15 protein-coding genes and 1 tRNA gene are annotated in these 19,879 nt (G+C 53.0%); 4 read left to right on the top strand and 12 right to left on the bottom strand.

Annotated features, from left to right (window positions below):
• Positions 1 to 14: 14 nt before the first annotated feature.
• From BUA49_RS15730 to BUA49_RS15715, 4 genes are all read right to left on the bottom strand, one after another.
• Positions 15 to 1,034: a metallophosphoesterase gene (locus tag BUA49_RS15730; protein ID WP_072799320.1), complete on the bottom strand. Its 1,020-nt coding sequence runs from the start codon at positions 1,032 to 1,034 to the stop codon at positions 15 to 17.
• 2 nt (positions 1,035 to 1,036) lie between these two features.
• Positions 1,037 to 1,921 (bottom strand): NAD(+) kinase, encoded by an 885-nt coding sequence (locus BUA49_RS15725; protein ID WP_072799318.1) that lies wholly within the window; start codon positions 1,919 to 1,921, stop codon positions 1,037 to 1,039.
• 136 nt (positions 1,922 to 2,057) lie between these two features.
• Positions 2,058 to 3,305, bottom strand: a complete 1,248-nt coding sequence (locus tag BUA49_RS15720) for a DNA repair protein (RefSeq protein WP_072799317.1) — start codon at positions 3,303 to 3,305, stop codon at positions 2,058 to 2,060.
• 113 nt (positions 3,306 to 3,418) lie between these two features.
• Complete coding sequence (locus BUA49_RS15715) at positions 3,419 to 5,488, bottom strand: NADPH-dependent 2,4-dienoyl-CoA reductase (protein ID WP_072799315.1); 2,070 nt, start codon at positions 5,486 to 5,488, stop codon at positions 3,419 to 3,421.
• Between the two features lie 147 nt (positions 5,489 to 5,635).
• On the opposite strand from BUA49_RS15715, the gene BUA49_RS15710 reads away from it, so the two are divergent.
• Entirely contained in the window at positions 5,636 to 6,691 is a 1,056-nt protein-coding gene (locus tag BUA49_RS15710) for an AraC family transcriptional regulator (protein ID WP_072799314.1), read from the top strand.
• Positions 6,692 to 6,818: 127 nt separating this feature from the next.
• Here the strand turns inward: BUA49_RS15710 and BUA49_RS15705 are convergent.
• Positions 6,819 to 6,895 (bottom strand) — tRNA-Asp (locus BUA49_RS15705).
• A gap of 133 nt (positions 6,896 to 7,028) precedes the next feature.
• Positions 7,029 to 8,060 (bottom strand): AraC family transcriptional regulator, encoded by a 1,032-nt coding sequence (locus BUA49_RS15700; protein ID WP_072799312.1) that lies wholly within the window; start codon positions 8,058 to 8,060, stop codon positions 7,029 to 7,031.
• Positions 8,061 to 8,368: 308 nt separating this feature from the next.
• Between BUA49_RS15700 and BUA49_RS15695 the strand changes: the two genes are divergently transcribed.
• On the top strand, positions 8,369 to 9,244 hold the full coding sequence (locus BUA49_RS15695) for a MaoC/PaaZ C-terminal domain-containing protein (RefSeq protein ID WP_072799310.1): 876 nt from the start codon (positions 8,369 to 8,371) through the stop codon (positions 9,242 to 9,244).
• Here the strand turns inward: BUA49_RS15695 and BUA49_RS15690 are convergent.
• From BUA49_RS15690 to BUA49_RS15680, 3 genes are read right to left on the bottom strand one after another with little or no spacing between them, the layout of a single operon-like run.
• A complete protein-coding gene (locus BUA49_RS15690) occupies positions 9,241 to 10,830 on the bottom strand; it encodes an ATP-binding response regulator (protein ID WP_072799309.1) in 1,590 nt (529 codons plus the stop codon). The genes BUA49_RS15695 and BUA49_RS15690 overlap by 4 nt on opposite strands.
• Before the next feature lie 46 nt (positions 10,831 to 10,876).
• Positions 10,877 to 11,503, bottom strand: a complete 627-nt coding sequence (gene fixJ / locus BUA49_RS15685) for a response regulator FixJ (protein WP_072799307.1) — start codon at positions 11,501 to 11,503, stop codon at positions 10,877 to 10,879.
• 39 nt (positions 11,504 to 11,542) lie between these two features.
• The gene (locus BUA49_RS15680) at positions 11,543 to 13,951 is read right to left on the bottom strand and encodes a Lon protease family protein (RefSeq protein ID WP_072799305.1); all 2,409 of its coding nucleotides are present in this window, start codon (positions 13,949 to 13,951) and stop codon (positions 11,543 to 11,545) included.
• A gap of 201 nt (positions 13,952 to 14,152) precedes the next feature.
• Between BUA49_RS15680 and BUA49_RS15675 the strand changes: the two genes are divergently transcribed.
• Positions 14,153 to 14,443 (top strand): PilZ domain-containing protein, encoded by a 291-nt coding sequence (locus BUA49_RS15675; protein ID WP_139248805.1) that lies wholly within the window; start codon positions 14,153 to 14,155, stop codon positions 14,441 to 14,443.
• An 8-nt stretch (positions 14,444 to 14,451) separates the two neighbouring features.
• Here the strand turns inward: BUA49_RS15675 and BUA49_RS15670 are convergent, their stop codons facing one another.
• From BUA49_RS15670 to BUA49_RS15660, 3 genes are all read right to left on the bottom strand, one after another.
• A complete protein-coding gene (locus BUA49_RS15670) occupies positions 14,452 to 14,922 on the bottom strand; it encodes a flavodoxin family protein (RefSeq protein WP_072799304.1) in 471 nt (156 codons plus the stop codon).
• 20 nt (positions 14,923 to 14,942) lie between these two features.
• Positions 14,943 to 15,998, bottom strand: coding sequence for a recombinase RecA (gene recA, locus BUA49_RS15665; protein WP_072799302.1), 1,056 nt, complete (start codon positions 15,996 to 15,998; stop codon positions 14,943 to 14,945).
• A 165-nt stretch (positions 15,999 to 16,163) separates the two neighbouring features.
• Entirely contained in the window at positions 16,164 to 16,664 is a 501-nt protein-coding gene (locus tag BUA49_RS15660) for a CinA family protein (protein ID WP_072799300.1), read from the bottom strand.
• Positions 16,665 to 17,756: 1,092 nt separating this feature from the next.
• On the opposite strand from BUA49_RS15660, the gene BUA49_RS15655 reads away from it, so the two are divergent.
• Positions 17,757 to 19,649, top strand: a complete 1,893-nt coding sequence (locus tag BUA49_RS15655) for a PA14 domain-containing protein (protein WP_072799298.1) — start codon at positions 17,757 to 17,759, stop codon at positions 19,647 to 19,649.
• Positions 19,650 to 19,879 lie beyond the last annotated feature (230 nt).

The following is a 19,879-nucleotide window of genomic DNA, read 5'->3' as shown; positions in this document are numbered from 1 at the left end:
TTCACACAGTCGCACTAGCGGGCGACGCTGTCTTCACTGGTGGGATAATCCGGGGAATCGCGATGATCCCGAGCCACATTAACCCAGACAAACTTGTCGCGGGAAAGCTCTCGTTCACCATCCATCCGGTAGGCCACCAACCTGCCGTATTTCACTGCACTGAAATCAATGCAGGCGACGTTGGATTTCAACGGAGCCGGCTCGCTCTCCATCCAGTAATGACCAACGAACACCGGAGGCGCGTCCAACGGATAGCTGATAAGTTGTTTACGTTCGTGCTCAGCCAAAACCCTGCTGGCCACCTCTGCGGGTAATGGATCGGGCTGAAACACAACATCCGCATAGGTGCTCGGGTCATCCGCCCAGAATTTGGTGCGGAAAAACTCTCGAACGTAGCCATCACGCCCGGTGATTTTCATACCCTGAGGAAGGCGCAAATCTGTGCCCCGCAACAGCGTATCCATGACCTGCCCTGCGAAAGAGTCGATTGCAGCAGATGCGTGAAGGAAGTCTTCGTCGATGAAGGCGCCGCCCTGCAACTGTTTGAATTTCTCAATGAGCTCACTGTCCCAGCACGCGTGTACCGCCCGAAAATCATCTTCCTCAATGAACAGTGGAATTGTATAAAACCACTCAAGAAAGTCATTCCATTCATATGGGTGGGCTTCAAACTGATCAAGGGTTTCCCGGATCAGTCGGTCGTGACGGGAATTGTGCTCACGCAGCCATGTTTTGCCGCTGCCCGCCCGGGCCCGAGTGCAATAGCCAAGGGCGTTGTACTCATGATTACCCATTACGATTCTCGCAGAACCCCGCTCCACCATATTCCTTACGAGGTGAAGGGCTTCCCGGATTCTCGGGCCGCGATCAATGATATCCCCAATAAAGACGGCCTGACGGCGGCGGTGTTGGTACACCCCGTTAACTTTGTTGTAACCCATCTGCTCAAGCAGTCGCGCAAGCGTGTTCGCACAACCGTGAATATCGCCAATAATGTCATAACCGCGGCTTGCGGTAGGTTTGTTTCCAGCCATGATCAACCCGCTGCTATTTCGCTTGCCCAGCCAAGTTTATCGCGGCAGGTGGCATAGAAATTATGATCCTTGGGATGAATCAGGCGAATTTTGAAGGGCTTCTTAGCAATGCGAATGATATCACCCGGGGCACAGGCAATGTTCATCTGACCATCGAAACTGATCTGCGGATAGGTCTCGTTGGTTTCCCCGATAACCAGCTTTATCTCGCTCTTGCCATCAACGACAATCGGCCGACTACTAAGCATGTGAGGGAACATGGGTACCAGTACAATGGCATCCAGCTTCGGATGCATAATCGGCCCTCCCGCTGAAAGCGAGTAGGCCGTTGAGCCCGTAGGCGTAGAAACAATCAATCCATCTGAACGCTGGCTATATACAAAGTGGCCGTCGATATACAAATCAAAACCGATCATTCGAGTCGACTTGCCCGGGTGCAGCACCACGTCGTTCAGGGCGGTACCAAAACCAAGTGGCCGCCCATTGCGTTCGACGTTCCCGTCTAGCAGAAAGCGGGTTTCTTCAATATATTCGCCCTCAAGCACCTTGCCCAGGCGCTCCTCCAGGTCTGAGGGAGAAATATCCGTAAGGAACCCTAGCCGCCCACGGTTTACCCCGAGCAGCGGAATCTTTGATTTCGCCAGTTCCCGGGCCGCGCCCAATAAGCTTCCGTCGCCCCCTACCACAATAACCAGATCACAAATCTCGCCGAGCAATTTCTTGCTGGCAACCTGCAAGCCATGGCCAGGCAACATACTGGCCGTGTCTTCCTCAAGGATAACGTGGTAATGGTTAGCGACCAGGTATTGTTTGAGCTGGCGCAGTGATTCAACCACTTTAACGCTGCCCATCCGGCCGATAACGCCTATGTTCCTGAACTGATCCATGAAGCTTCCTGTGGTGTCGGAATACGACGAGAGCGGACAAGCCCGCCGACGCCCGTATCAATCTGACTTACAGTTTAACGAAAGTCACCCCGATACTGAAAAAAGTTCTTCGGAGCCTCTGAAAAGGCCGCTTTTTTCAGGGCTGATGGTTCTCGCAGCGGTCATCAAGACCAGGCCGGAATTCTCCCGGCTGGCTTACCCGCAATAGAGGTTCGCCACAAAGGTCTCCGTTCTCGGCAGAGTGCTGACACACCGGATTCTCATAGTGTTCAAGCCATTGAAGGTACGAAGGCTCGTTCATACCAAGGCGTTCTGACGCATAGGCGGTGGGGTTACGGAAGTAGGCTTCGATATCATCGTAAGGCAGGGTCAGGTGACCAACCCCCGGGTGATAGGCCACAAGGAAAACAGAATGCCCCTTGAGATAACTCATAACCGAGTTTTCAGGCGGCTCACGGTGCCGGATTTCATATGCTTCTTGCTCGAGGACGCCAATTTTCTCATCCCTGAGCTCCAGTTCGCGCCGTTTACGATCGAGCTGCTCCCTGAGCAATACCAGTTCAGCATTCACATTGGCATCATCACGATCTTTTCCTGCGCCACCGGAAGCCATCTGCTCCTGCATGGTCAGATACTGCTGATTACGCTCAGCCAGGCGGTGTTTCAGCTGTTCGTTGCTGAGGCGCTGGCGCTCGTACCTCTGACTGATATCAGCGATCTCGTTGCGCTGGGCGTTCATCTCAAGCCGGTGTTCACGCTGCACTTCGGAAAGCATATCCCGGTTGACGCTTTGCAGAGTCTTGATACGCAGGCGCTGCTCGCGGATCAGCTGTGCCAGACGCGCACGATCTGCACCGGTACGAGACTCTTCAGCTAAAGCGGAATCGTCCTCCCCCGAACGAAGCACAGGGATGTTTTCCTCTTCTTCAGGCTGAACACGACGAAACTTGAGGGTATTCGCGTTAACGGCTTTGCGGATCACTTGGAAATGGTTATTGCCCGGCGTCATATCCGGATCCCATAACTCGGAGGCGTACTGGGGATTCGGGCATTGGCTGCGACACACAAGACGAATAGCTCCACCACCCATATTCGGGCCTTTGGCACCGACGGCAGCAAGCTCTTCAATGGGAACGTTCCAGCCGCTGTCGGCTCTGCCTTCCTCATCAAACCAGATACGGAAAAATACAAGAGCACGCACCAGAAGATCGCTGCTCAGATCCACCAATACAGCCTTTACATCGGTTTCAGCTAGATCCGACAAGCCGACATATCCATCAAGGAAGGCTCCAAACTCGCTGGCACGCATCTGGCGAGCCACCTCGTTGCCTTCGATAAAGAATACCGCCGAATAATCGTCCGTTGCCTGGCCGGCAGAAACCATTGCAGACTCCCTAAAATCCAAAAACGCTCTGGCAGACTCAAAGTTTATAGTCTAGCCAGAGAGTTTCCGGTGCAAAGAGAAAAACTGCAACGTTTTGTGATCAGCCTCTTTGGTTAGATACTGGCGGCAAGTCGGCTACCCTGATCAATAGCGCGCTTCGCGTCCAGTTCTGCTGCCACATCCGACCCACCAATCAGGTGCACGGGCAATCCGGCCGCTTCAAGGCCGCTTTGCAGTTCACGCAATGGTTCCTGACCCGCACAGAGAATGATGGTGTCTACCGGCAGTACCCGATCCTCGCCCTGCTCCGCGCCCTTGGGCGTAACCGTGATGTGCAGCCCCTCATCGTCAATTTTGCGGTAGGTCACACCGGGCATCATCTGGACTTTGCGGTTTTTGAGTGACGTCCGGTGAATCCACCCGGTGGTTTTGCCCAGGTTTTTGCCAACTTTCGAGGCCTTCCGCTGCAGCAGGTAAACTTCGCGGGCAGGTTCGGGGACTTCCGCCTTAACGCCCTGAATACCACCTCGGTGCTCAACAGTAAGATCCACACCCCACTCTCGCATGAAGTGATCAGTATCCAGTGCTGCAGAGGTGCCCTTATGCACGATGAATTCGGACACATCAAAACCGATACCACCGGCACCCACAACCGCAACCTTCTGACCCACGGGCTTGCGCTCCAGCAGAGCGTCGAGATAGCCGATCACTTTCGGGTGATCAATACCATCAATATCCGGTATCCGGGGCGCAACGCCGGTTGCCAGCACAACTTCATCGAAGCTGCCGGCTTTCAGGTCGTCGACACTCACGCGGGTTTCGAGCCTCACATCTACGCCGTGCTTGTCCAGCATCACACGGTAGTAGCGCAAAGTTTCGTAAAACTCCTCTTTGCCCGGGATCAGTTTGGCGATGTTGAACTGGCCACCGATCTCTTTGCCCGAATCAAACAGCGTCACTTTATGACCTCGCTCTGCCGCAACCGATGCAAAAGCCATCCCTGCAGGCCCGGCACCCACGACAGCAATTGACTTGGGCGATGTGGTTTTTACATAGGTGAGCTCGGTTTCGTGGCAGGCGCGCGGGTTTACCAGGCACGAAGTCAGCTTGCCACCAAAGGTGTGATCCAGGCACGCCTGATTACAACCGATGCAGGTGTTGATCTCTTCGGCCCGATCTTCAGCGGCTTTCAGCACCAGATCCGCATCCGCCAGGAATGGGCGAGCCATGGACACCATATCCGCATCACCTTCCGCGAGAATCTTTTCGGCAACACCCGGCATGTTGATCCGGTTTGTGGTGACCAATGGAATGCTGACTTCACCTTTGAGGCGCGCGGTTACCTTGGTGAAAGCACCACGGGGAACAGAGGTTGCAATGGTGGGCACACGTGCTTCATGCCAGCCGATACCGGTATTGATAATGGTGGCACCTGCTTTTTCAATTTTCTTGGCCAGGTGCACCACTTCTTCCCAGGTACTGCCGTCCTCAATAAGATCAAGCATAGAAAGGCGGTAAATCAGAATGAAGTTTTCTCCGACCCGCTCCCGAACGCGACGCACAATTTCGATTGGCAGACGGATGCGATTCTCATAGCTGCCGCCCCACTGATCTGTGCGGTGGTTGGTGTGAGCAACAATAAACTGGTTAATGAAGTAGCCTTCAGAACCCATGATCTCGACGCCGTCATAACCGGCCTTTTGAGCAAGCTGCGCACATGCCGCGTAATCTTCTATCTGCTTTTCAATGCCGGCTTCATCCAGCTCTTTGGGCTTGAACGGATTGATGGGTGCCTGAATAGCAGAGGGTGCGACCAGCGCTGGAGAATAGGCATAGCGACCAGCATGAAGAATCTGCATACAGATCTTGCCGTCAGCTTTGTGCACGGCACTGGTGATGACTTTGTGCTTTTCCACTTCTTCGTCATTGGTCATTTTGGCCGCGCCCTGAAAAACGCCGCCTTCCGGGTTGGGCCCAATACCACCTGTGACAATCAGGCCAACGCCGCCCCGGGCGCGCTCAGCGTAAAACTCAGCCAGCCGCTCAAAGCCATTTTTTGCCTCTTCCAGCCCGGTATGCATGGACCCCATCAGCGTTCGATTACGCAGCTTGGTGAAACCCAGATCAAGTGGCTCAAGCAAATGCGGATATTTGGCAAGGCCTGGTGTCGCGTTGGTGGTCATAACTGAGCTCCTCATAATGATCATTGGCGGGGTCTTAACCGCCCCACTTCTTTTGATGATGCCTAAATTACCGATGCGGGTTGCCTTCAACAATATCCCTGAATTACATTCTATTATCCCCAGGCAACAGACCCGAAGCGAACCGCCATGGATCCATCCGATCTTCAGTCCTTCCCTAATCGCAATCCTCTCGGCGACATCAGCGCTCTCTATGTCTGCGTACTGCTCCGGGCCGCTGAAGCGGAGGGCGTAAACGTGCAGGATCTGACACATCGCTTTCAACTCAGCGAGCAGACGCTCACGTCGCCTGCCGCCCGAATCAGCATTCCACGCTTCATGAGGCTGGGCCACGCTGCCATCGAAGCCTGCGGCAATACTGCCCTTGGGTTGCGCACGGGGGCCTTGTCCCGGCCTATTGACGCTGGTATTGCAGGACTTGCGGGCGAATCAGCCGGCACCGCCGGCGCCGCCTTACAAACACTTATCCGCTATTCTTTGCTGACCAGCCGAAATAGTCGTGGAATCCCAAAGGCAGAGCCGGAAAAAAGGAGGCTGCAGTTCTACTCCATCCGCCCCTACAACCCCTTTAATTATTTCGTTGTGGACTCGGTCCTCGGAGCATGGACACAGTTTTTACGCACGGTTACCGGGCAATGGGATGTGCTGGAAAGAGTAACCATAGAATATCCATCCATCGGCATGGACGAACTGTTTGAGGCCTGGTTTCGCTGCCCGGTTCAATTCGGAGCAGCCACGAACAGCGTGACCGTCAGACAGGACATATGGAACCAGGGAACAATACAGGCGCAACAAGCCATGCACGAAAAGCTGGTGCAGATTTGTGACACGGAAATGCAGGAAATTCAGCGGGGCTGGACAACGGGAGACCGGGTAAGAGGCCTGCTCACGCCTCTGTTTAGAGGAGAAACCCCAAGCCTTGAGACGATTGCCTCGAAGCTGGGCATTACGCCGTGGACCTTGCAGCGACAGCTTTCCGCCGAGAAAACCGGGTTTCGTGAACTGATGGATGACACCAGAAAACAGCTGGCAAGGGATTATATCCGGGAAACTGAAACGTCATTATCCGAAATAGCCTGGCTTCTCGGTTTTTCCAACCCCGCAGCACTACACAAAGCCTATCGCCGCTGGTTTGAACTCAGTCCTGGAGAGCACCGGAAACAATTTCGAACCATGGCCAAGTGAAAGCATTCAGGATCCATGGTTTCAGCCGAACTGAAGGTGCTCGTTTTAAAAGAGGGGCGTCGCAGTTTACTGGAAACTGAAACGAAAAAAGCCGTTAGCTAAATAATAGCTAACGGCTTTTTGAAAGTGGCGGAGCGGACGGGACTCGAACCCGCGACCCCCGGCGTGACAGGCCGGTATTCTAACCAACTGAACTACCGCTCCGCAAAGTTGCAACCGATTGCTTTAAAAGGCTTTGCAATCATGGGCCTGATTGCTCGGTAACAACGAGAGCGCATTATAAAGAGGTGCCTGATGATGTCAACGCATTTCCTGAAAAAATCCGGAAAACAGCATTTTACATGGCATCAACCATCGCATCTTTACCTTGCGCTGTTTTCCGGTACTCTATCGGCGTCTTTCCAGACCAGCGCTTAAAAGCCCGATAGAAAGTGCTTGGCTCCGAGAATCCAGTCAGATAAACAATCTCATCAACAGACTCATCCGTCGTCGCCAGCAGCTGCCGCGCGAGACGATAGCGGAAATCCGCAAGCACCTGATTAAAACTGGTTTCTGCCTCGGTAAGCCGGGTACGCAGGGTGCGGGGCTTTATACCTAGCCGCGTAGCCACAGCATCCAGCGTGACGTCACCGCTATCAAGCAACTCGGCGATAATCCGCTCTACCTGCCCGACAATATCCTTTTTCTCCAGACGGGCAACCTGTTCGCTGGCAAAACGCTCGTGCAGGTCCAGAAGTTCCGGTTCTGCGTGAGGCGAGGCATGAGAAAGCAGGCTGACGGGAAAATACAACCGGTTTTCTTCAGCACCGAATATTACGTCGCAGTCCAGCACTTCCTTAACGTGCTCGCGCCCTTCGTTACGCTCATGCTCAAACTCGATTCGTGAAGGGTGAAACTGACCTTCAGTAATCGAACGAAAAAACGTTATCAGACCCAGCACAAAACACTCATTAAAATGTCGCAGGCGCCGGATATCATCCGAAGCAGCATCCAGCACCATGCAGGCATTATCGCCTTCAATGAAAAAATCTGTATTCGCCGCATCGCTGAGCAGGCGCTGGTAATTCTGTGCCCGCCGCAGACCTTCGCCGAAGTTGGAGCTGCTGAGAAACAGGTATTCCAGAACCTGCCCTTTGCAGACTGGAAGAAGCTGCCCAAGATGCAGCCCGATATCAGGGTCTCCGGAGACGTCCTCTACAGCCTGCCAGAAAAACGTCTGCGCACTGTGGGGAGTGCGGAGCTGTTCTGTGTAAACATAATCCGCGTTGACACCCAGCCGGCTAAAAATGAGATCGGTGTCAATACCCTTCGCTTTCATCGCCTCGTAAATGAGGCGCAACATAACGCCCGCGTCACGTAGTTCCTGCATAAAGTCCCGCTTTGTATTTATTGGATACTACTTTGGCCCGGCAGACACCCGCCAGAACACCCCAAGTCAATGCTTCGCCTGGACGGGTTTGCCAGACTGCCAGCAGGCTTGTCACCCAGCCCTGCGAGCTGTGTTTTTGCGAGGCTTGCTCAAAGACTGTCATATACTATCGTCTTATATTAGAGCATATCAGGCCACAGACTCACAGTTGCACCAGAACCCAGACACAGCGGGCACCTGCATTCGTCATCTCTGGTCAATCCTTCATATTCTATCCATGAATACATCGATTATCAGGGAGAACAATCATGCCAGACACGCTTGTTTATCGAGATACCCCGCCGACGCTGCTTCCACTCTACGGCAGGGCTCTTCTGCCGAAAAAAAGCATATCTGATGCAGCCATTACACTTCCACGGCTCTCCGCTGAACTGCTTTGTGCTCACACCGCTAGCGATGACCTGAGCCAATATGAACGCGCCTGCGGATTCCGACCGAGTAATCATATACCTATTACCTGGCCCCACATTCTTGCGTTCCCGCTTCATCTCAAGCTGCTGACCGAAAAGGCTTTTCCATTACCACTCCTGGGGCTGGTGCACCTGCGCAATACCATAACCCAACACAGGCCAATTGGGGTGGGCGAAACTCTGAAGCTGGACGTCTGCCTGGGTCATCAGGAACGCACCAGCCGCGGCATAGAGTTCGGCTTGATTACGAACGCCAGTTCTGCAGGCACAGTGGTATGGGAGGAGACCAGTACCATGCTCTTCCGACAACCCGAAAAGCACGTGGATCCGGCCACAAAATCGGCTCCACCGCCTTTGGAGCATTATTCGAATACAACAGAGATCGAAGCGCCGGAATCCATCGGGCGGCAGTACGCGAAAATTTCCGGCGACAGCAACCCGATTCACATGCACGCTCTGAGCGCCAGGTTTTTTGGTTTTCCAAGGGCAATAGCGCACGGCATGTGGAGCAAAGCACACGCTCTGGCCATTTTGGAGGAACAAGATGGGTGGCAATCAGGCCCGGTGAAAGTGAGTTGCCAGTTCAAGAAACCTCTGTTTTTACCGGGCACCGCGCTTTTGAACTGGCAGACAGGAAAAAACGGGTGGGATTATCAACTGCTGAACGCAAGAGGCGATGCACCGCACCTCAGTGGGCGCATCGAATGGATCTAAACGGCGCCAGAAGAACTCCCAGCGCCTGCCGGGCAAGATGATGCCGCTGCGCCAGCCACAGGCAGCGTAAAATAGAAAAGGGCGCCGCCATCTTCGGGGCGCTCAAAACCTATATCACCTCCCTGGGCCTGAATCAGGGAACGACAGGTAGGTAGGCCAATGCCCATACCCTCATCTTTAGTGGTGTAGAAAGGCAAAAACAGCTTTTCTTCTGCATCTTCCGCAAGCCCGACGCCATGGTCGCGAACCTCAACCCGGACACAACCTTCACCCGTCACTCTCGCGCTCACTTCCACTGGCAATGCAGACTCTGCACTGCGCGTGGCCTCAAGCGCGTTTCGTATCAGGTTAAGGGCAACCTGCTGCACCTGAATCGGATCGGCCAGGATATCCGGTAAGTCGGCTGGTACAACAAGCTCGATTGCGCCATCGTTATTACGCATGTCTACTTCTGCAAACTGGCGTGTATCTTCCAGTAATGCGGATAGGGACAGCACTTCCTTGCCGGTTGCCGGCTTTTTCATAAATCGTCGGATTCTGCGGATAATCTCGCTGGCGCGGTGGGACTGAGCCTCAATCTTGTCGAGGGTTTCCTGCAGCAAGCTCAGGTTCGGGCTCTCTTTGGACATAACACGCTGGGCAACCCGAGCGTAGTTCGTAATTGCCGTCAACGGCTGGTTTACCTCATGAGCCACACCGGCAGCCATCTCACCCATGGTGGTTAACCGGGAAGTGTGGGCCAGCTGGTCGCGCTGCTCCTGAACCAGCTCCCTCGCCTCATCAAGTGCCCTCTCGCTCTCCAGTTCAGCGGTAATATCACGGAATACAACAACCGCCCCATGCAATTCCTCGCCATCGTGTTTGGGCGTGGAGCGATATTCAGCAGAAAACCCGGTTTCATCCGTGCGCAGCATCCGGATATCGCGTTGATTCTCCGCGATACCCTGACTGCAGGTAGAGTGAACCGGGAGGCTGGCCGGGCATTCAGCTGCCGTTGAGAAATGAACTGCAAAAAAATTACGACCTACAAGGTCCTCTGCTGGACACCGCATGATGACACCAGCGGCAGGGTTGGCAAACTCAATTGTGCCGTGTTCATCAAGGCCATATATGCCTTCACTGATGGAATTGAGGATGCGGGTCTGGTCACCCTGAAGCTCTCGGTTGCGAGCCTGCAGCTCACGCTCTAGCCGTATAACACGGGCGTGGGTCTTGACCCTGGCAATGACTTCCTGAGATTGGAACGGCTTGGAGATATAGTCTGCGCCACCGAGAGAAAAGCCTTTTACCTTGGCTTGCAAGTCATCCAGGGCTGAGAGAAATACCACGGCACAGTCAGCCGTTTCAGGATCGGCCTTGAGGCGCTGGCAGACCTCATAACCATCCATTTCAGGCATCATGATATCGAGTAGAACCACTTCAGGCTGGTGGCGTTGAGCAAGATCCAGTGCTTTTTCGCCCTCATTGGCAATCAGCAGCCGGTAGCCTTTGTCTTTCAAAGTCTCATAGAGAACTTTCAGGTTCTGTGGATTATCATCCACAAGCAGAACCGTAACCTCTGAATTTTCGCTGACAACTTCGGTCATATAGTAAAAGGCCGGTCAAAAACATAACCGCATAATGCCGGCGGTATTACCGCGCGTCGATAAGGTTCTTTACGGACAGCACCATACGAACCAGATGTGCCAGTGAATGGGTGCCCATCTTGTGCATTACCCGGGAGCGGTGAATCTCTACTGTGCGCTGACTGATTTCCAGCTCAATAGCGATCACCTTGTTGGCTTGACCTTCTATCATTCGATCCATGATTTCGTGTTCCCGAGGGGTCAGGCTCTTGATCCGGCGAATAATCTCCTGTTTCTCACCAAGCGTCTTGCGCTGTTCCAGATCCTGCTCCAGCGCAGCTTCGATTTTCTCAAGCAGTGCCTCTTCACGGTAGGGCTTCTGGATAAAGTCTACAGCGCCTTCTTTCATGGCATCGACCGCCATGGGCACATCGCCATGCCCGGTCACAAAAATGATTGGCAGAATGGAGTGTTTGTCGTTCAGCTTCTTCTGCAACTCCATACCGTCCATACCCGGCATGCGGATATCCAGCACAATGCACCCGGCCATCTTTTCGGAGTAGTCCTTCAGGAACACCGCCGCGTTCTCATAGGTTTTGACCGGCTTGCCATCGGATTTCAGCAACAGCTCCAGTGAGTCACGGACGGCTTCGTCGTCCTCTACCACGTATACAGTCTGCTGAGTATCAGTCATGGGCGTGTTCTCTCCTGTCTGTTTTATTGTGATAGCCGCTCAGTGAATTGACGGATCTTTCTGATCGTCCCGGGCGTGCTCCTGGCGTTCGTGCTCGCGCATTTTCTCAAGCCTCTGCTGGATAATGCCAAAAACGCTCTGTTTCGGATAGTTGCCTTTGCTGTCCACCTTCCCGGCAGGCTTGTCCAGCAGCAAAGTAACGGCTTCCTCAACATTCGAAATAGCGTAGACGGCAAACCGGCTTTCACGAACCGCCTGAACCACTTCGCTGTCCAGCATGAGGTTCTGCACATTATTCGCAGGTACGATCGCGCCCTGGGTGCCTGTTAGCCCACCCTTAAGCTGGCAGGTAGCAAAGAAACCCTCAACTTTCTCATTAACTCCACCGATAGGCTGCACCTCACCAAACTGATTAACAGAGCCGGTAATCGCCAAATCCTGACGCACCGGAACACCCGACAGCGAGGATATCAGAGCACAGAGCTCTGCCAGCGAAGCGCTATCACCATCCACCTCGCCATAATTCTGCTCAAACGTAAGGCTGGCAGACAGGTGCATCGGATCGGTCACGGCAAAATGGGAAGCCAGCCAGGAGCTGAGAATCATCACGCCTTTGGAGTGAATATTGCCGCCCAGCTTTACGTCCCGCTCAATATCCATGATCCCACCATCCCCATAATAGCAGGTGGCGGTTACACGGTTGGACAGCCCGAACTCGAACCCGCCGGTAGACAGCACAGACAGCGCGTTTACCTGCCCGACAATCGCGCCCTGGGTTGATACCAGCGTGGAGCCGTCGCGAATGGAATCATAGAACTGATCACGAATCCGACTGCTGCGGTATTTGGCGCTCTCCAAAGCCCGCTCTACATGAACATCCTGAATCAGTTTAGCGTCGGCCTGACGTGCCCAGAAATCTGACTCCCGAAGCAGGTTAGCGATATTTGCGGCGTGCAACGAAAGTCGATCCTGATGCTCTGCCATACGTGCACTGTATTCTATGATCCGTGCCACCGCCTTGTTTGTGCAATGCAGAAGGTTCTTTTCTTTTACCACGCTGGCAATAAACTTCGCATACGTCACCTGGCTGCCGTCCGAGCGGTACATTTCATTCTCAAAGTCCGCTGTTACCCGAAACAGCTCCGCAAACTCGGGGTCGTAGTCCTGCAACAACATCCAGGTTTCACGATCGCCGAAAAGCACGAGTTTTACATCCAGCGGCACACCTTGGGGTTCAATCGAGATCGTGCCCGAAAGGGTAAGTTCACGCTCAAGGGAGTTGATCTGAATGGACCGGGCTCGCAGGGCCCTCTTCAGCCCGTCCCAGACAAAGGGCTGCTCGAGCATCTTGATGGCATCCATCAACAGATAACCTCCGTTGGCCCGATGCAGGCTGCCCGAACGAATCAGAGAAAAGTCCGTGAACACGGTGCCCTTGTAGGTAACATTCTCAACGTACCCGAACAGATTGTGGTAAGTCGGGTTGTCTTCCACCACCATCGGAACTTCGTTGGTTTTCTGATGCACCAGCACATTAACGAGATAACGGCGCGGCATCTTTTTATCCAGCGCCGCATAGGCAATGGCTGCCTGCTCTTCGTTGTCTTCGAGAAAGATCTCCAGATTCTCGACCAGATCCGCCCGCACAGCCTCAAAGTAGGCAACCACATCCGGAAGGCTCTTGTAGTTTTCAATCAGCTCGTCAATCTGATGGCCAGAGATACCCTCCAGAGCTTCCCTGTTCAACGCTTGCTGTTTATCGGCGTAATCCTGCTCCCAGTCAGCCAACTTACGCAGCGCCTGGCGGAGTTTTTTCTCAAGTTTGTTGACTGAATCCTCGAACTTGTCTCGCTGCACGTCTGTCAGCGCCTTGAACGTCTCTGCGGTATGGGGCTGATCACCGTTCATCGCCACCAGTCGGTATCCACCGGGCGTTGTAATAGTGAGGCTGACTTTTTTCCGGCGCGCCTGCGCAGCTACTTTCTCAAGCTCGTCTTCCTGCTTCTTCGCGTACTCCTCTTTGAGCTTCTCAGAGCGCTCCAGAAAGCTGTCACTGTCGAAGGTCTGCGGGATAACCTTTACCAGCCGGCTCATGAGTTTTTCCATGTCCTGCTTCAGCCGCACACCTTTGCCTGCTGGCAACTGAAGCAGCTTGGGAACCCGAGGCTCTTCAAAATCGGCGACATAGCACCAGTCGTGGCTTTGCTGTTTGGTATCCAGATGATGTTCAAGGTAGCGCAACATCATTGTGCGCTTACCCAGACCGTTCCGGCCCACGGCATACACGTTATAACCGCCATGGGGCATGGCCAGAGCAAAGCGCACCGCTTCCTGGGCCCGGTTCTGGCCTACGATTTCAGCAAGAGGCTCCAGCTGTCTGGTGGATTTGAACGGCAGATCTTTCAGAACACAGGCTTTGTAAAGCTGGTGCAGGGACAGTGACTTCAAGGTTGGGTCCTGTAACGGTTGACTCATTGGCCGGTCATTGTAGGTTCTGCAGACCAGTCTGTCGCGTTCAGGGAAAAGAATTGTCGTAAACGTCCCGGGAAGCGTCGCTTTGTAATCAGATTCACGTTTTTATCGCCCTTCATTATCCTGATCTTTATCGCAGAACTACACTTACTCTTCCGACCATTGTTCTTTAGTCTTATGATCGGCAAAAACCCGGCCCCGGTCACCTGCCTTGACCTGAACCGCTACGGCATGGCGGTGCTGTGCCCACGGCCGCTAGAACCGGGCACGCGCCTGCTTATGGATTTTGAAGGCAAATACATCAGTGAGTCGAGAGTTTGTGCCCGGGTTATAGAATGCCATCCCTTTCAGACTGGCTACAGGGTAAGCGTACAGTTCAGCTATTGCCTCAACAAAAAAGGGTATTCCAGGGCTGTGGACAATGCCCTATCACGTATCGAAGGTTTTTATAACCGTTTCGCCAACTGACATACCTCTCAGAACAGCCCGGCATCCAAGCTGGCTGCAACATACATCCCCAGTTCACGACACTGCTCTTCGAACTCATCCCGGTATTCACCACGGCAGATCAGTGGCTCCTGAACGGCTTTCCAGCGCAGCCCGGTGGTGATGCTTTCGATAGCGCGCTGTGTTCCTGTGCCGTCGTGACCCGCACGAATATAATAGCCGAACGGCAGGCCCTGGGTTTTCTCCAGGCAGGGGTAGTAGCTACGATCAAAGAAATCTTTGAGAGCGCCGCTCATGTAACCGAGATTTTCGGTGGTGCCAAGGATAATGGCATCACAGGCGAGAACATCATCCGGGCCGGCATCAAATGGTGCCAGCACGGTTACTTCAACGTTTTCAATGTCTTCATGGCCTGCACCCTGAGCAACTGCATTGCGCAGGGTGAGGGTGTTCGGGGAAGGCGCATGGGAAACAACAAGCAATTTCTTTTTGCGATCCATAACGCACCTCCCGGGATGTGTTAAAGCAGTTCACTACTCGCTTCTTCCGCCGCTTCAGCGGCTGCCGCAGCATCTTTCTTGGAAACCGGCTTCGGCATCAGCCTGTCACGCACCTTGGCTTCGATCTCCTTGGCAATTTCCATATTTTCTTCAAGGAACTTGCAGGCATTGGCCTTACCCTGGCCAATTTTATCGCCGTTGTAGGCATACCAGGCTCCGGATTTGTCCACAAAGCCTTCTTTAACGCCCATATCGAGCACTTCAGCCATTTGGTAAATGCCCTTGCCGTAAAGAATCTGGAACTCGGCCTGCCGGAAAGGCGGAGCTACCTTGTTCTTGACGACCTTGACACGGGTTTCATTACCAACAACTTCATCGCCTTCTTTCACAGCGCCGATGCGGCGGATATCAAGGCGTACAGATGCGTAGAATTTCAGGGCGTTACCACCAGTGGTGGTTTCGGGGCTGCCGAACATCACGCCGATCTTCATACGGATCTGGTTGATAAAGACCAGCAGGCAGTTGGAGTGCTTCACATTACCCGTGAGCTTACGCAGAGCCTGGGACATCAGGCGGGCCTGCAAGCCGACGTGACTGTCACCCATTTCGCCTTCAATTTCAGCTTTCGGTGTCAGGGCGGCAACGGAGTCCACAACGATGACGTCTACCGCGTTGGAGCGCACGAGCATGTCGACAATCTCCAGAGCCTGCTCCCCGGTATCCGGCTGGGAAACCAGAAGTTCGTCTACGTTAACACCGATTTTTTCTGCGTAGATAGGATCCAGGGCGTGTTCGGCATCGATGAAAGCACAAGTTTTACCCGCTTTCTGTGCTTCCCCGATAACCTGGAGAGTCAGTGTTGTTTTACCGGAGCTTTCAGGTCCGTAAACTTCAACAACCCGTCCGTAAGGCAGACCGCCTATACCCAGCGCAACGTCCAGGCCAAGAGAGCCGGTGGAAACCGCAGGCATGGCTTCGCGGGGCTGGTCGCCCATTTTCATTACTGCGCCTTTACCAAACTGGCGCTCAATCTGGCCCAGCGCTGCGCTCAATGCTTTTTTGCGGTTGTCTTCCATCAGTGCAAACCCTCTGTTGCCTTCGCCCCCGGCAGGATCTGGCAAGCCGGGGGAGGTATAGTTAAGCGGGAACCTGTACAGCGGTAACAGTGAATTCCCTGTATATTTGAACAGTATTAAAACATACCCCGAGGACGAGACCAACCCCTGTTATTGTGAAAGTATTCACGCTTGTCCCAAAAACCCGCTAACACCTTGCAGCGCAAAGAAAACGGCCTGTCGTCGCACTTGATCGCGATCGCCGCTGAAATACTGAACTACTGCCTCTGTGGCTTCAACACTGCTACCCCAGGCGAACCAGACAGTTCCAACGGGCTTTTCTTCACTGCCGCCTCCAGGTCCTGCTACACCGCTGACAGCCACCGCAACACCGGCTCCGGTTGTCGCCAGTGCACCTGCGACCATCTCCCGGACAACCGGCTCGCTGACGGCGCCATACTTATCCAGGGACACATCAGAAACTCCCAGCAGCTTCTGTTTGGCGTCGTTGCTGTATGTCACCAGGCCGCCCACCACATAAGCGGAAGAGCCCGCCTTATCGGTCAGTACCTTGGCAACCCAGCCGCCGGTGCAGCTTTCGGCAGTGACCAGAGTAAGGTTCGCTGCCAACAGCTGCTCGGCCAACCGGCTTCCTGCTTGTTCGAGTTCGCGGTCACTGGCAGGCATAATGTTCTCCTTCGTTTCATCACGGGCGTTATTTTCTTACAATCCGTAGCTTCATTCAAAGCAAGATTATCCGGACTCGTCAATGCCATGGAAACCTCCATACAAGGGCATGCCAGATTATTCCTTACGTCACGAGGCAAGATCATGAATAATCTCTCGCAACTGGCAAACGAATCAATAAAACAACCAGAAAATATTGAAAGATTATTTGACCTGGGATTATCACTTCTAATCCGAACTGATGGTGATCAACGCTCCCGGTTCTTTTGCTTATACTCCGATACAGATAACGAGCAAACTCAAGATCCAAGTCCAAGTCCAGATAGCACTGCAGGAAAATGGTTTAGCGATTAAACAACCTGATTATAACCAGCGAGGCTCACTTTTTAAATTGTCAGATAGAAACATTAAACAGACATTTTATAAAGTAATACTTAGTTATTATGAGCATAAAAATTAAGGATTAACGCCCTGTTGCCATGGGCAACCTTTACTGTTTCTCCGGTGGGTTTTGGGGTCTCATCTCGACAGTCACTGTTCTCTTTAATTCAATTCTGTAAAAGGCACCTTTCGGGCCTTTTACAGAGTTTCCAGACCGAAGGACTCACTCATCGAGCCATGGTCGTATTCATGGGTGCGATGGCTAATGCCAGCCTTTCTGGCGGAATTTACAATTGGAGTCACGATTAATTCTTATTATTAAAACTACAAATCTTATACAGATTTCATAGTATAAACCCACCAAACGCTACATTAATTACCAAATACACCTCTGATTAAACTATCTGCAATAAATCACAATAATAATTTACAAATTAAAGGCACCATAAAACCTTTTGAAACCCGACCTGAACTCCTATTAAACTCCTGTTTAACATAGTTAAATATTTTAAAATATCAGACCTGAAGCCTGCAAACACAATGCATTATTTTTATTAACAACACTGTAGACTTGGCCCGAATTAAATAATCACTCAAGAGCACATAAGACTTTTTGTGCTTTAACTTAATAATTCAGATCCATTATTTCGCTGAATAACTATACATATACTCACCAGGGATAGGAGTGTTTATCAGGAATTAATTTTTACTATGTCCATTACTCGAAGTATTGCTGTAGGCATCCTTGTAACACTGAGCATCACTCCAGGCCTTGCGTTAAGTGAAAGTCAACCAGGCTTGGTTGACGTCCTGTACTGGGATGACATCTCAGGCACCAAGGTAAGCGACCTCACTGCACACCCGGATTACCCCCACAACCCCCACGAAGTGCTTGAAATAACCAGTCTCGACTCACCCAGAAACCGGGGCGATAACTTCGGCGCTCTGGTCAGAGGTTATATTGAGCCACCTTTGGATGGTGATTACCGTTTTTACATCACCGGCGACGACGAAACCCTGCTATTTTTAAGTTCATCGGAACGTTCGGATAACGGCGAACTGGTTGCCAGCGTCCCCGGATGGACCAAAGTCGGTGAATTTAATAAGTACAGCTCCCAGAGCTCCGATTTAAGAACACTTGAGAGTGGCCAGCGCTATTATTTCGAGATCCGCTTCAAGGAGGGCGGCGGAAATGATCATTTTACCGTAGCCTGGGAAGGTCCCGGCTTTGCCCGGAGCGTTGTGCCCTCAAGCGCATTGCACTCTTGGTCGCCGGCGGCAGCCGAGCCCGGCATGTCCATTCAGGAAGCTTACCACCTGGGCTACAGGGCTGGATTCCTGGACGCCGGTGCCAACATCGGCTTCAACTCATCCTTCCCGCCTCAGGACGAGGACGGTGACGGTGTTTATGACAACTGGGAAGTGGTCAATGGCCTCGATCCCAAAGACCCTGCTGATGCTCAAAGCGATCCGGACGGCGATCTTCTTACCGCATATGACGAATTCTTTCTGGGTACGACGGAAAACAACGCTGACACCGACGGCGACGGCATTCCCGATGGCGTTGAAGTTAGCGGCTCCTTAGACCCACTCGATAGCGCGGACGACCAGCAGGACAAGGATGGCGACGGTTATAGCAACTTGAAAGAATACCAAGCCGGCACTGATCTGAACTCAGCAAGCGAAACGCCTGTACCCGAGGATAGTCAACAGTACCTTGCCGGCTTTGTAGGTCAGTATTTTCGCGGCATAAATTTTAATCAGCTGGTCGCCGTTAGAAACGAATCCAAGATTGATTTTGACTGGGGTGGTGGTTCACCGTCCGACGATCTGCCATCGAATGAATTCAGCGCTCGCTGGGTTGGCGAATTTACTGCTCCCCACGCCGAAGGCCAAGTTGTATATCGCTTCACTACGCGCACCGACGACGGGGTTCGGCTCTTTCTGGCTGGCCAGGCTGTCATTGACGTCTGGCTGAATCAGTCCGCCGCCAGCTATTCCCATGAGGTCGCACTGGCCCCGGGAGAGTCGGTACCGGTTGCCATGGAGTATTATGAAAAGGGCGGAGACGCAGTCGCTCAACTGATCGTGGTTGAGGCGTCCACCGGCGCTTTAGTGGATTACGGAAGCGTATTCCGGGTGCCTGATCCCAGTGAGTCCAATGCCACGGATACTGACCAGGACGGCTTACCGAATACCTGGGAGCTCAACTATGGCACCAATGTCTGGGTGCAAGACGGCGATGACATCCTGAATTCCGGCAACGTCACCAACTTTGAGGCCTATCAGAAAGATCTGGACCCAAGAACTCTGGAAACAAGCCTGGCTGACTCCGACCCGGCTATGCTGGCTACGCTGACCTGGACAGCTCCTTTGATGAGAACCGATGGCAGCTCCCTGTCGCTCAGCGCGATTGATCATTACCTTGTCAATTACGGCCAGAACCCCTCTGACTTGACTTATCAGGTTCAGCTGGACGGCGATGCCACCAGTTACGAGTTTAATGAGCTTGGTTCAGGCGATTGGAACTTTTCGATTCAGGTTGTTGACACTAACGGCTTGGTTAGTGTCCCTTCCGATCAGGTCTCCAAGTTAATATTATGATCTGGAGCACGGCCTGAAGCTCCATTAAGACCCTGAGACCCCGTTTTGGGCTGAGGGCCGGTTTACCCGGTTCTTAGCTCAAGTTACAGCGCGCCTCAGCAGGCCAGGGTCAGGAATTTTTGCAGTGGTTTTGATGGCGCGGGGTTCTGGGTCTCCGAAATGGAAGGCGTGGAGGTGCCCAAGACCTAACTGATACACTCACCCCACTCGACACACCTATGCCTGCTGGA

The organism is Marinobacter antarcticus (assembly GCF_900142385.1).
Classification (GTDB): domain Bacteria; phylum Pseudomonadota; class Gammaproteobacteria; order Pseudomonadales; family Oleiphilaceae; genus Marinobacter; species Marinobacter antarcticus.
The sequence above is the reverse complement of the archived record's forward strand: the minus strand, read 5'-3'. Positions and strand labels throughout refer to the sequence as shown.